Annotated in this window: 11 protein-coding genes; 7 read left to right on the forward strand and 4 right to left on the reverse strand. The window is 70.1% G+C overall.

Going from position 1 to position 12490, the window contains the following annotated elements; translation table 11 throughout:
* The first annotated feature begins 6 nt into the window (after positions 1 to 6).
* From B1729_RS14860 to B1729_RS14880, 5 genes are all read left to right on the forward strand, one after another.
* Entirely contained in the window at positions 7 to 1740 is a 1734-nt protein-coding gene (locus B1729_RS14860) for an ABC transporter ATP-binding protein (protein WP_163633522.1), read from the forward strand.
* Positions 1737 to 3887, forward strand: a complete 2151-nt coding sequence (locus tag B1729_RS14865; RefSeq protein ID WP_163633524.1) for an ABC transporter ATP-binding protein — start codon at positions 1737 to 1739, stop codon at positions 3885 to 3887. The genes B1729_RS14860 and B1729_RS14865 overlap by 4 nt, the downstream gene beginning before the upstream one ends.
* Positions 3888 to 4095: 208 nt before the next feature.
* The gene (locus tag B1729_RS14870; protein WP_163620519.1) at positions 4096 to 5109 is read left to right on the forward strand and encodes an aldo/keto reductase family protein; all 1014 of its coding nucleotides are present in this window, start codon (positions 4096 to 4098) and stop codon (positions 5107 to 5109) included.
* A 20-nt stretch (positions 5110 to 5129) separates the two neighbouring features.
* A complete protein-coding gene (locus tag B1729_RS14875; RefSeq protein WP_239539663.1) occupies positions 5130 to 5612 on the forward strand; it encodes an NUDIX domain-containing protein in 483 nt (160 codons plus the stop codon).
* Between the two features lie 135 nt (positions 5613 to 5747).
* Positions 5748 to 6110, forward strand: coding sequence for a VOC family protein (locus B1729_RS14880; RefSeq protein WP_163633526.1), 363 nt, complete (start codon positions 5748 to 5750; stop codon positions 6108 to 6110).
* Positions 6111 to 6233: 123 nt separating this feature from the next.
* On the opposite strand, the gene B1729_RS14885 is transcribed toward B1729_RS14880, so the two are convergent.
* From B1729_RS14885 to B1729_RS14900, 4 genes are read right to left on the reverse strand one after another with little or no spacing between them, the layout of a single operon-like run.
* On the reverse strand, positions 6234 to 6764 hold the full coding sequence (locus tag B1729_RS14885) for a ribonuclease H (RefSeq protein WP_163633528.1): 531 nt from the start codon (positions 6762 to 6764) through the stop codon (positions 6234 to 6236).
* 10 nt (positions 6765 to 6774) lie between these two features.
* Complete coding sequence (locus tag B1729_RS14890; protein ID WP_239526243.1) at positions 6775 to 7245, reverse strand: helix-turn-helix domain-containing protein; 471 nt, start codon at positions 7243 to 7245, stop codon at positions 6775 to 6777.
* Positions 7246 to 7261: 16 nt separating this feature from the next.
* Entirely contained in the window at positions 7262 to 8881 is a 1620-nt protein-coding gene (locus tag B1729_RS14895; protein ID WP_163633530.1) for a polyketide antibiotic transporter, read from the reverse strand.
* Entirely contained in the window at positions 8878 to 9801 is a 924-nt protein-coding gene (locus tag B1729_RS14900; RefSeq protein ID WP_163633532.1) for an ABC transporter ATP-binding protein, read from the reverse strand. The genes B1729_RS14895 and B1729_RS14900 overlap by 4 nt, the downstream gene beginning before the upstream one ends.
* 164 nt (positions 9802 to 9965) lie before the next feature.
* Between B1729_RS14900 and B1729_RS14905 the strand changes: the two genes are divergently transcribed.
* On the forward strand, positions 9966 to 10835 hold the full coding sequence (locus tag B1729_RS14905; protein ID WP_163620531.1) for a GntR family transcriptional regulator: 870 nt from the start codon (positions 9966 to 9968) through the stop codon (positions 10833 to 10835).
* A gap of 10 nt (positions 10836 to 10845) precedes the next feature.
* On the forward strand, positions 10846 to 12390 hold the full coding sequence (locus B1729_RS14910) for an MmgE/PrpD family protein (protein WP_163620526.1): 1545 nt from the start codon (positions 10846 to 10848) through the stop codon (positions 12388 to 12390).
* Positions 12391 to 12490 lie beyond the last annotated feature (100 nt).

Genomic DNA, 12490 nt, shown 5'->3' on the forward strand with positions numbered 1-12490 from the left:
AAGTCCGTGCTCGCCAAACTCCTCGTCCGCTACCTCAAACCATCCGGCTGGCTGCTGCTCGGTGTGCTGCTGTTCCAGTCCGCCTCCGCCGTGGCCTCGCTCTACCTGCCCAGCCTCAACGCCGACATCATCGACAACGGCGTCTCCAAGGGCGACACCGAGTACATCTGGCGCACCGGCACCGTGATGCTCACCGTGTCGCTCGCCCAGATCGTCGCCTCGATCATCGCCACCTACTTCGCCGCGCGCGCGGCGATGAAGCTCGGGCGCGACATCCGTGACGACGTCTTCGAGCGTGTCTCAGGGTTCTCCGAGCGCGAGGTCACAGGCTTCGGCGCCGGATCGCTCATCACCCGCAACACCAACGACGTGCAGCAGGTGCAGATGCTGGCGATGATGGCGGCCACCTTCCTGGTCACGGCGCCTCTGCTCGCGATCGGTGGAATCATCCTCGCGATCGAGCAGGCGGCGAGCCTCGCCTGGATCATCGCCGTCGCAGTTCCCGTGCTGCTCCTCGTCGCCGGCCTCGTCATCGCGCGCATGGTTCCGCTTTTCCGCAGCTTCCAGTCACGGCTCGACGGCGTGAACCGCATCATGCGCGAGCAGCTCACCGGCATCCGGGTCATCCGCGCGTTCGTGCGGGAGCCGATCGAAGAGGAGCGCTTCCGCGAGGCCAACACCGAGATCATGGTCGTCGGCCGCAAGGTCGGCTCGCTGTTCGTGGTGCTCTTCCCCGCCGTCATGCTGATCCTCAACGTGACCGTGATCGGCGTGATCTGGTTCGGCGGCATGCAGGTCGATTCGGGCGAGATCCAGATCGGCACGCTGTTCGCCTTCATGCAGTACGCCATGATCATCCTCTCGGGCGTCATGATGGCGAGCTTCATGACGCTGATGATCCCGCGCGCGGCGGTGTCCGCCGAGCGCATCGGCGAGGTGCTCGACACCGCGTCGTCGCTGGAGCGCGCGGCGAACGCAGCGGCGGACTTCCCCGCACCGGGCACGGTCGAGTTCACGGACGTGACCTTCACCTACCCGGGTGCCGAGCACCCGATCCTCTCGGGAATCACCTTCCGCGCCGCACCAGGTGAGACCGTCGCGGTCGTGGGTTCGACCGGCGCCGGCAAGACCACGCTGATCTCGCTGATCCCGCGGCTGTTCGACGTCACGGACGGCGTCGTGGAGGTGGGCGGCCTCGATGTCCGTCACGCCGACCTCGAAGCCCTGTGGGCGACGATCGGGCTGGTGCCTCAGCGTCCCTTCCTGTTCTCGGGCACGATCGCGTCGAACTTGCGGTTCGGCCGCGAAGAGGCGACGGATGCCGAGCTCTGGCACGCCCTCGAGATCGCGCAGGCGAGCGACTTCGTGAGCCAGATGGACGGCGGGCTCGACGCGCCGATCTCCCAGGGCGGCACGAACGTGTCGGGCGGCCAGCGTCAGCGTCTCGCCATCGCCCGGGCGATCGTGCACCAGCCGCGCGTGCTGGTGTTCGACGACTCGTTCTCGGCGCTGGATCTCACCACCGACGCACGGCTGAGACAGGCGCTGTGGCGGGAGCTGCCCGACGTCACGAAGATCGTCGTCGCTCAGCGGGTCTCGACGATCACCGATGCCGACCGCATCATCGTGCTCGACGACGGCGGCATCGTGGGTCTCGGCACGCACGATGAGCTGCTCGAGACCAGCCAGACCTACCGCGAGATCGTCCAGTCCCAGCTCGGAGCGGAGGTCGCCCGATGAGCGCCGAACACCCCTCGAACCCCGAACAGCAGTCCCGCGCCGACAAGCCCGCCACCCGGCGCCGCGCCCGCGACGCCGTCGCCGAGCTCAGCCCAGAGGAGAAGCTCGAGATCGAGCTCGGCGAGCAGGCCCGCATCTCGGCCGACGACTGGAGCGGCGCCGTCGCCCCGGGCAAGGCCGCGCGCTTCGGCCCGTCCTTCCGCCGCCTCATCGGACTGCTGCGTCCCAACGCGGTCGGCTTCATCTTCGTGTCGATCCTCGGCTCGATCGGCGTCGTCTTCGCCGTGCTCTCGCCCAAGGTTCTGGGCGAGGCGACCAACATCCTCTTCGAGGGCGTCGTGTCGTCGATGGCGCCGTCGGGCGCCACCAAAGAGCAGGTCGTCCAGGGGCTCGAAGCCTCCGGCGAGCAGGACCTCGCCAACATGGTCGCGGCCATGGAGCACTTCGTGCCCGGCGCCGGCGTCGACTTCCTGGCGCTCAGCCGCGTGCTGCTCATCGTGCTCGCGCTGTACTTCGCGTCGTCCCTGCTGATGTGGCTGCAGGGCTACGTCATCAACGTGATCATGGTGCGCGTCATGTGGCGCCTGCGCGAAGACGTCGAGGCGAAGATCAACCGGCTGCCGCTGCGCTACTTCGACCGGGTGCAGCGCGGCGAGCTGATCTCGCGCGTCACGAACGACATCGACAACATCACCCAGATGATGCAGCAGTCGCTGTCGCAGGCGCTCACGAGCGTGCTCACCGTGATCGGCGTGCTCATCATGATGCTGACGATCTCGTGGCAGCTGACCCTCGTGGTGCTGGTCAGCTTCCCGCTCATGGCGGTGCTGTTCGGCGTCATCGGACCGCGGTCGCAGAAGGCGTTCGGCATCCAGTGGCGCAAGGTCGGCCGTCTCAACGCACGCGTCGAGGAGTCGTTCTCGGGCCACGCGCTCGTCAAGGTCTTCGGTCGTGAGCAGGCGTCCCGCGAGGCGTTCCGCGCCGAGAACGAGGAGCTCTACGCGGCCTCCTTCAAGGCGCAGTTCCTGTCGAACATCATGATGCCCGCGATGATGTTCATCGGGAACCTCACCTATGTCGGCATCGCCGTCTTCGGTGCGCTGATGGTCGCGGGCGGCCAGTTGCGCCTCGGCGACGTGCAGGCGTTCATCCAGTACTCGCAGCAGTTCACGCAGCCACTGTCTGAGCTGGGCGGCATGGCCGCGGTCGTCCAGTCCGGCACCGCCTCTGCCGAGCGGGTGTTCGAGCTGCTCGACGAGGAGGAGCAGGAGCCCGACGCGCAGGACGCACCGGCCCCTGTCGACGGCGACGGCACCATCGAGTTCCAGGACGTGGCGTTCTCGTACTCGCCCGACCGCCCCCTCATCCACGATCTGTCCTTCCGGGTGGAGCCGGGGCAGACGGTCGCGATCGTGGGCCCGACCGGTGCCGGCAAGACGACGCTCGTGAATCTCCTGATGCGCTTCTACGAGCTCGACGGCGGCCGCATCCTCCTCAACGGGCAGGACATCGCGCAGCTCACGCGGCGCGACATCCGCGCCAAGACGGGCATGGTGCTGCAGGACCCGTGGCTGTTCGCCGGCACGATCCGCGAGAACATCCGCTACGGCCGCGCCGACGCCACCGACGCCGAGATCCTCGCCGCGGCCCGCGCGACGTACGTCGACCGGTTCGTGCACTCGCTGCCGGACGGCTACGACACCCTCCTCGACGAGGACGCGTCGAACATCTCGGCCGGCGAGAAGCAGCTCATCACGATCGCCCGTGCCTTCGTGGCGCAGCCGTCGGTGCTGATCCTCGACGAGGCGACGAGCTCGGTCGACACCCGCACCGAGCTGCTGCTGCAGCACGCCATGGCGGCGCTGCGCGAAGGCCGGACGTCGTTCGTGATCGCGCACCGCCTGTCGACCATCCGCGACGCCGACCTCATCCTCGTGATGGAGAACGGCGGGATCGTCGAGAAGGGCACGCACGACGACCTCATCGTCGCCCAGGGTGCGTACTTCCGGCTCTACAACTCGCAGTTCGAGCAGGCGGCGACCGATCTCGACGAGGAGTCCCGCGCGCTCGCAGAAGCCGAGCGTGGCGAGCCGCTCGCCGAGTCCTCGGGCGACGCCCTCGAGGACGAGTCGGCCCCGGTCGTCTGACCGACCCTGACGACGGATGCCGCACCCCCGCGCACGCGCCGGGTCGCGGCATCCGTCGTCTCTGTCTGCCGTCTGCCACCGCGGCCGGCCGCCGTCCCCACTGCTGGGGGGCCGCTCGCCTGTCGCGACGTGCCGCCGGCCGGCGATTGAGGGCGGGCGAGGAGCGGGATCGCGCCGGCGACCCCGTGCGGGCAGGTAGCGTTTTCCCATGGTCAATTACCGGTACCTCGGAAACAGCGGTCTCAAAGTCAGTGAGATCACCTACGGCAACTGGGTCACGCACGGCTCGCAGGTCGACGACTCGGCCGCCATCGCCACCGTCCACGCGGCGCTCGACGCCGGCATCTCGACGTTCGACACGGCCGACGTCTACGCCAACACGCTCGCCGAGGAGGTGCTCGGCAAGGCGCTGACCGGCCAGCGCCGGGAGTCGCTCGAGATCTTCACCAAGGTGTACTGGCCGACCGGCCCCAAGGGGCCGAACGACACCGGCCTGAGCCGCAAGCACATCTTCGAATCCATCAACGGTTCGCTCCGCCGCCTCGGCACCGATTACGTCGACCTCTACCAGGCGCACCGCTACGACTACGAGACGCCCCTCGAAGAGACGTTCCAGGCGTTCGCCGACGTCGTGCGTCAGGGCAAGGCGCTCTACATCGGCGTCTCGGAATGGACGGCCGAGCAGCTCCGCGAGGGGCACACGCTCGCCAAGAGCTACGGCATCCAGCTCATCTCGAACCAGCCGCAGTACTCGGCGCTCTGGCGTGTGATCGAGGGCAAGGTGGTGCCGGCCTCCGAGGAGCTCGGCATCTCGCAGATCGTGTGGTCACCGATGGCGCAGGGGGTGCTCTCAGGCAAGTACCTGCCCGGTCAGCCGCTGCCCGAGGGCTCGCGCGCGACCGACGAGAAGAGCGGCGCGCAGTTCATCCAGCGGTTCCTCCGCGACGAGGTGCTCGAGGCCGTCCAGCGTCTGAAGCCCGTCGCCGAGGAAGCGGGCCTGACGCTGCCGCAGCTCGCGATCGCGTGGGTGCTGCAGAACAAGAACGTCGCGTCGGCGCTGGTGGGGGCATCTCGTCCCGAGCAGCTCGCCGACACGGTCAAGGCCTCCGGCGTCGCGCTCGACGCCGACACCATGGCCGCGATCGACACGGCCCTCGCGGGCGTCGTCTACGACGACCCCGAAGACACCTACACCGTCTCGCCGACGACCCGCGTGGTCTGAGGCCTCGGCAGCTCACGACCGTGATCACCAGCGCCGGCATCCTGCTCTATCGGCTCGCGCCCTCCCTCGAAGTGCTCATCGCGCACATGGGCGGGCCGTTCTGGGCGAGCAAGGATGCCGGCGCCTGGTCGATCCCGAAGGGCGAGTTCGCCGAGGGTGAGGAGAGCGCGCTGGATGCCGCGCGCCGTGAGTTCCGCGAGGAGCTCGGCATCGACCCGCCCGAGCCGCCGTACGCCGAGCTCGGCACGTTCGCGTACTCGTCGGGCAAGCGGGTGACGGTGTTCGTCGCCGACGGCGGCGGATTCTCGCTCGACGGACTCCAGTTCGGCGAGTTCGAGCTGGAATGGCCGCCGCGCTCGGGGCGGACGGCGTCATTCCCCGAGGTCGACCGCGTCGAATGGACCGATACGGATGCCGCACGCGAGCGCCTCGTGAAGGGTCAGCGTCCGGCGATCGATGCGCTGGAGCAGCACCTCGCGGAGGCTTCCTCCTCCGGTCACTGAGCCCGTCGGGCGCGACCCGGTCGGCCGGCGCATGGTCCGACGGCGCTGTTCCGCCCGGCGCGGCAGCGGCGGGCCTTGCGGGGGCCGTGACGGCGGCGGAGACTGTCCGGGTCCGATCCGCACGAGAGGAACACCATGGCTCACGGCGACATCACGCACATCGACATCCCCGTCACCGATCTCGGCAAGGCGGCCGAGTTCTACTCCGGCCTGTTCGGCTGGCAGATCGCGGAGGTGCCCGGGTTCGAGGGCTACCCCATGTGGCAGGCGCCGAACAAGATCTCGGGCGGCGGCCTCGCGCCGCGCGGGGAGGGTTTCACTCAGCCCCGCTCGTACGTCGAGGTCGACTCCATCGACGAGACGGTCGCGGCGGCGAAGGATGCCGGTGCCACGGTGCTCATGGAGAAGGACCAGATCTCTCCCACGAGCTGGTGGGCCGTGATCGCCGACCCCGATGGCAACGCGATCGGCCTCTACGAGGGCACGACGGACGCCTGAGCCGCCCGTTCGCACGCGGGCGACCGAACGCTGCAGGTCCCGGCGAGCGCGCCATGACAATACGGCGCGCTCGCAGGAAGCGGCAGCGTCCGCGAAGACGTGCGACGGGGCGCGGTCTGAGGCTCAGCGGCCGTTCTTGGGGCGGGTCGAGACGTCAATCGGGTCCTGCGCGCCGAGCGACGACCAGGCGCTCGCGGTGCCCTTCGCCGCGTGCTCCGAGGCTCGCACCGCCCGCTCGTCCGCCCAGGCGTTGAGGACGTGGCCGGAGTGGCCGCGCACGTGCTCGAGCACGACATCGGGCAGGCCGGCGGCGCGGCGGGCATCGCGGGCGACGATGAGCTGCTCGAGGATGTCGACGTTCTTCGCCGGCGAGCCGGTCGAGGTCTTCCAGCCGCGGCGGCGGTGCCCGTCCATCCACTTCGTGTAGGTGTCGATCGCGTACTTCGAGTCGGCCTGCACCACGAGGTTCTCCACGTCGACGTGGTCCTCGATCGCCTTCAGCAGGCCCATCAGCTCACCGACGTTGTTCGTGCCGAGCGGGATCGCGCCGGCGGCCCAGTGGCCGTCCTCGCCGACCCATGCCCAGCCGGTCGGCCCGGGGTTGCCCTTGCAGGCTCCGTCGGTGGCAACGATGTAGCGGGGCGCGTCGGTCACTCGGGCAAGGTTACCGTGCGGCCGAGGAGCGCTCGGCGCGCCATTCCTCAGCGAGGTGCGGCAGCCGCTCGGCCAGGTACCTCAGGAAGTCGGCGACCTCGCGCGCCCTCACAACGGAGATCGGCGCTTCGTCGTTGTCGTCCGCGATGCGGTCGATGTGGCTCGCGAGCGCGGAGTACAGCGGGGCGTTCGCGGTGATCATGCCCGACCAGGCGTCGTCGGTGAGGTCGTAGCGGTCGCGCCGGTCTCCCGCTCGCGACAACCGCTGGATGAGCCGCACCGACACCAGGTACCGCACCGCGCCCGACACCGCGGCCGCCGAGACGCCGAGACGGTCGGCGAGCTCGGCCGCGGTGTAGCCCTCGTCGGGCGAGCCGACGAGGGCCATCATCACGCGCGCGGGCATGCGGGCCATGCCCGCCGTCGTCAGCATCGCGGCGGCCTGCTCGGCCGCGTCGACACCCGGATGCTCGCTGGTCACCTGGCCCCCTTCCTGACTATCCTCCCGCTTCCAGTTCCCGGCGGCGCATCAGCGCGAGCGATGCGGCGGCACCGACGCCCGTGGCGAGCAGCAGCCACCACAGCCCGCGAAGGTCGACCTCGTCGCCGACCATCGTCGGTGTGACGGCGATGGGCGAGAGCTGCACCAACCAGTCCGGGAACAGGAACAGCGGGCCGAACAGGCCGAGCATCATCCCGAGCAGCACCAGAGTCCACCCGAGCGGGATGGTCAGCCGCGGGACGAGCACGAAGGCCAGCGCCGTCACCACCAAAAACACGGATGCCCCGGCGACCTGCCCTGCGCCGACCACGACGACCGTGCGCATGAGGTCCATGTCGCCGTCCTGCGAGGCGATGCCGATCGCGGCACCCCCGACGGCCGCGGCGACCACCAGCACGATCGCGAGCAGCGCGATGACGAGGTAGTCCGCCAGCCACCGCACCCGGCCGACGGGCGCGGCAAGCAGCGGCTCGGCGGTGCCATGAGCCTCCTCCTGCCGGGCGCGGCACACGACCTGCACGGCGGCACAGGCGGCCAGCACCCCGAGCATGGTGAAGAACGTGGTCACGGTGCCCTGCTCGATGCTGCCCTCGCCCGAGATCTGGCGCAGGATGTTCTCGACCGCGGGGTTGGAGGCACCGACCTCCTGCACGATCGAGGCGAGCGAGGTCGAGAGGATGCCGACGATGAGCCCGCCGACCACCCAGCCGACGACGGCGCCCCGCGTGAGGCGCCAGACCAGGCCGGAGGGGGTGGAGAGGGCGGCGGAGGCATCCGCTCGCGCCTGTCGTTCGGCGATGAAGCTGCCGCCGAGATCGCGCGCCGAGACGAGCGCTGCCGACACCGCGATGAGGACGACACCGACCCCCAGCGGGAGCGCAGCGGGCCACCACAGGTTCTCGTCGAACGCGCGCGTGTTCTCGCCCCATCCGAAGGGCGAGAGCCAGGTGAGCCAGGAGCTCTCCATGCGGGTGAGGTCGTCGCTCGGCGTGCCGATCGCGTTGCCGATCCCCGAGAGCACGAACGTGATGACCAGCGTCCAGACGGCCAGGGCGTTGGCTCCGCGCGAGGTGCGCATCAGCTGTGCCGCGAGGAGGCCCACACCCAGGAATGTCATGCCGACCGCACCGACGGCCGCACCAGCCAGGACGGCGCCCTCGACATCGAGGCCGACGGCGAGGAAGGCCCCGGCTGTCAGAGCGCCGAGCAACAGGTTCGCCAGCACGCCGTGCGTCGCCGTCGCGACGAAGGGCAGCGTGCGCGAGGCGGGGGTGGCCGCGATGAGCTCGGCGCGGCCGGACTCCTCGTCGCCGCGCGTGTGGCGCACCGCGAGGAACGTGCTCATGAACGCGGCGAGCATCGCGAGCCAGGGGAAGATCAGGAACACCATGAACGCGCCCTGGCCGGTGCCGGACGGCAGCCCGCGGAACAGCAGGATCACGGGGTTCGCGAGGGCGGCGGCGAGCAGCGACGTGCGGTCCTGCTCTGTGCCGTAGGCGTCGGCCACGCCGACGTACGACGCGTAGGCGAGCAGCCCCGTGCCGACCGCCCACAGCAGCACCTGCACCCAGTCCCGCCGGATGCGCTGGCCGAGCAGGGCGAGGAACCGGGTCATCGTCCGTCGCCGTTCATGTCTGCCAGCTCGTCGCCGTAGTGGCGCAGGAACAGCTCCTCGAGCGAGGCGGGAGCGATGCGCAGGCCCGCGGCGCCGCGGGCGGCGAGCGCGGGAAGGGCGGATGCCACCGCGTCGCTGTCGATGGTGAAGGCGACGCGGCCGCCGTCGACCACGACATCGTGGGCGCCCGGGATGCCCGTAGCGGCTGCGGCATCCGTCCCGTGGAACGACACCTCGGTGCGGGTGAGGTGGCGGAGCTCAGCGAGCGTGCCGGTCTCGGCGATGCGGCCGGCGCGGATGATCGAGACGCGGTCGCACAGCTGCTCGACCTCCGAGAGGATGTGGCTCGACAGCAGCACGGTGGCGCCCGCTGCACGCACCCGCGCGATCTCGTGGCGGAACATCACCTCCATGAGGGGGTCGAGGCCGCTCGTCGGCTCGTCGAGGATGTACAGGTCGGCCGGCACGGCGAAGGCGGCGATGAGGGCGACCTTCTGCCGATTGCCCTTCGAGTACGCGCGGCCCTTCTTGCGCGGATCGAACTGGAACGCCTCGGACAGACGCTCCTTCTGAGCCACGTACGCCTTGTCGTGGCGCGCGGCGCCCCGCAGCCTCGCCATGAGGTCGATCGCCTCGCCGCCCGAGAGGTTGGGCCACACGCTGACGTCGCCCGGCACGTAGGCGATGCGCCGGTGCAGGGCGACGGCGTCGCGCCACGGATCCTGACCGAAGACGGATGCCTCGCCCGCCGTCTTGCGGGCAAGCCCCAGCAGCACCCGGATCGTCGTGGACTTGCCGGCGCCGTTGGGCCCGAGGAAGCCGTGGATCTGGCCCTCGTCGACGGTGAGGTCGAGCCCGTCGAGGGCGTGGACGCGACCGTAGTGCTTGGTGAGGCCGCTGGTGCGGATGACTGTGGACACGTCGCTGACGCTACGCCGAATTCACAAATTCGTGAATACTCCTCACGATTTCCTCACGTTGCAGATCGCGTTGTATACCTTCAGTGCCGGAGGGGGGTAGATCCGTGCGCGTGCGTCCGTTTATGTATACACTGGCCGAGGTGTGGAATGAGGAGGTGATGCGGATGCGGGCCAGTGACCGCGCGTACGCGACTCTCCTCGATGAGATCCAGTCCGGTGTCCTGCGTCCCGGCGCGGTGCTCGGCGAGGTCGAGCAGGCCGCCCGTCTTGGCGTCAGCCGCACGCCGCTGCGCGAGGCGCTCGGTCGCCTCGCGGCCGACGGGCTCGTCGCCCAGCAGTCGCCGCGGGTGACCGTCGTGACCGCGATCGATGCCGACGACATCCGTGAGATCTTCGAAGTGCGCCGCGCGCTCGAAGAGTCGGCCGCCCGCCTCGCCGCCGAACGGGGGGATGCCGCGGCCTTCGCCGACCTCGCACACGCCTTCGCACGGGTCGACCTCGACGGTGCCGGCCCCGGTGGCGCTGACGGCGCCGACGGCGTTGACGTGGCTGCCCGCGCTGCCCGCGCTGACGTCGCCGCCCGCTCCGAGCGGGGTGACGGGCTCGACGGCCCCGCCGAGGTGAGTGGCACCGACGCCTACTACGCGCTCATCGAGCGGTTCGACCTCGCGCTCGATTCGGCCGTCGCAAACGATTACCTCACCGCAGCGCTGCGCACCGTGCGTACACACCTCGTCCGGGTGCGGCGACTGGCGCGCGACAATCCCGCCCGGCTCGCGGCATCCGTCGCCGAGCACCGTCTGATCGCCTCCGCGATCGGCGCACGCGACGCGGATCTCGCCGCGCACGCCACGCACGTGCACCTGCACAACGCGCTCCACAGCATCCTCGAGTCCCTCGGCGCTTCGACAGGCTCAGCGACCGGTGCGGTCCCCGCGCCTCGTTCGGTCCACGCTCCCGGTGCGGTCTCCGCGCCCGGTGCGGTCCCCGCGACTCGTTCCGTCCCTGAGCCCGTCGAAGGGCCGCACCACTGAAAGGCCGGTCATGACCGTCATCCATCACCTCCGCGTCCACCGCAGCGACGAGAACCTCGCCCGCGAGGGGCAGCTCGCGTGGCACATCGCCGAAGTCGCCGCCGACCCGGTGGAGGTCGACGCCGACGTTGTCGACATGATCGTCAACCGCGTGATCGACAACGCCGCGGTGGCCGCGGCATCCCTCACCCGCGCTCCTGTGAGCGCCGCACGCCAGCAGGCTCTCGACCATGCCGTGTCGGTCGGAGGCTCGGGCGCGACCGTGTTCGGCTGCGCGCTCGACCGCAAGACGAGCCCCGAGTGGGCGGCGTGGGCGAACGGCGTCGCCGTGCGGGAGCTCGACTACCACGACACCTTCCTCGCTGCCGAGTACTCGCACCCGGGCGACAACATCCCGCCGATCGTGGCCGTCGCCCAGCACGTCGGCGCCGACGGCGCCGCGCTCGTGCGCGGACTCGCGACGGGCTACGAGATCCAGATCGACCTGGTGCGCGCGATCAGCCTGCACAAGCACAAGATCGACCACGTCGCGCACCTCGGCCCGTCGGCCGCGGCCGGCATCGGCACACTGCTCGGCCTCGACGTCGAGACGATCTACCAGGCCGTCGGTCAGGCGCTCCACACGACCACCGCGACGCGCCAGTCCCGCAAGGGCGAGATCTCGACGTGGAAGGCGCACGCGCCCGCGTTCGCCGGAAAGATGGCGGTCGAAGCCGTCGACCGCGCGATGCGCGGCGAGACGTCGCCCTCGCCGATCTACGAAGGCGAAGACGGCGTGATCGCGTGGCTGCTCGACGGACCGGATGCCTCGTACGAGGTGCCGCTGCCGGGTGAGGGCGAGCCCAAGCGCGGCATCCTGGATTCGTACACGAAGGAGCACTCGGCCGAGTACCAGGCGCAGGCCTGGATCGACCTGGCCCGCAAGCTCCACGGCGAGCACCCCGTGCTTCGACAGGCTCAGCAACCGGGTGCCGAGGTGAACGTCGAGGCGATCGTGCTGCACACCTCGCACCACACGCACAACGTCATCGGCTCCGGCGCCAACGACCCGCAGAAGTACGACCCGCACGCGTCGCGCGAGACGCTCGACCACTCGATCCCGTACATCTTCGCGGTCGCCCTGCAGGACGGCGGCTGGCACCACGTCGACTCCTACGCGCCCGAGCGCGCGGGCCGCGCCGACACCGTCGAGCTGTGGCACAAGATCACGACGGCCGAAGACCCGGAGTGGACGCGCCGCTACCACTCGGAGGACCCGAACGAGAAGGCGTTCGGCGGCCGCGTCGAGATCCGCCTCACGAACGGCGAGACCATCGTCGACGAGATCGCCGTCGCCGACGCCCACCCGCTCGGCGCCCGTCCGTTCGCCCGCGAGGACTACGTGCGCAAGTTCCGCCTGCTGGCAGAGCCCGTGCTCACGGCCGACGAGATCGAGCGCTTCCTCGACCTCGCCCAGCGCCTGCCCGAGCTCACCCCCGAAGAGGTGCAGCAGCTCACGATCGTCGCCGACTTCGGCGTGCTCGCGGCCGCCCCTGCCCCGAAGGGCCTGTTCTGATGCGCGTTTCGACTCGCTTCGCTCGCTCAACGACCGGGTCTCTTGAACCCCGGTCGTTGAGCGAGGGAGCGCCAGCGACCGAGACGAAACGCCCCGAGCC

The sequence above is a fragment of the Microbacterium sp. B35-04 genome (assembly GCF_010634885.1).
Lineage (GTDB): Bacteria > Actinomycetota > Actinomycetes > Actinomycetales > Microbacteriaceae > Microbacterium.

Excerpts from the sequence above, each read along its gene's own strand:
- B1729_RS14865 (WP_163633524.1), top strand. The coding sequence starts at position 1,737 with ATGAGCGCCGAACACCCCTCGAACCCCGAACAGCAGTCCCGCGCCGAC.
- B1729_RS14910 (WP_163620526.1), top strand. The coding sequence starts at position 10,846 with ATGACCGTCATCCATCACCTCCGCGTCCACCGCAGCGACGAGAACCTC.
- B1729_RS14895 (WP_163633530.1), bottom strand. The coding sequence starts at position 8,881 with ATGACCCGGTTCCTCGCCCTGCTCGGCCAGCGCATCCGGCGGGACTGG.
- B1729_RS14880 (WP_163633526.1), top strand. The coding sequence starts at position 5,748 with ATGGCTCACGGCGACATCACGCACATCGACATCCCCGTCACCGATCTC.
- B1729_RS14905 (WP_163620531.1), top strand. The coding sequence starts at position 9,966 with ATGCGGGCCAGTGACCGCGCGTACGCGACTCTCCTCGATGAGATCCAG.
- B1729_RS14870 (WP_163620519.1), top strand. The coding sequence starts at position 4,096 with ATGGTCAATTACCGGTACCTCGGAAACAGCGGTCTCAAAGTCAGTGAG.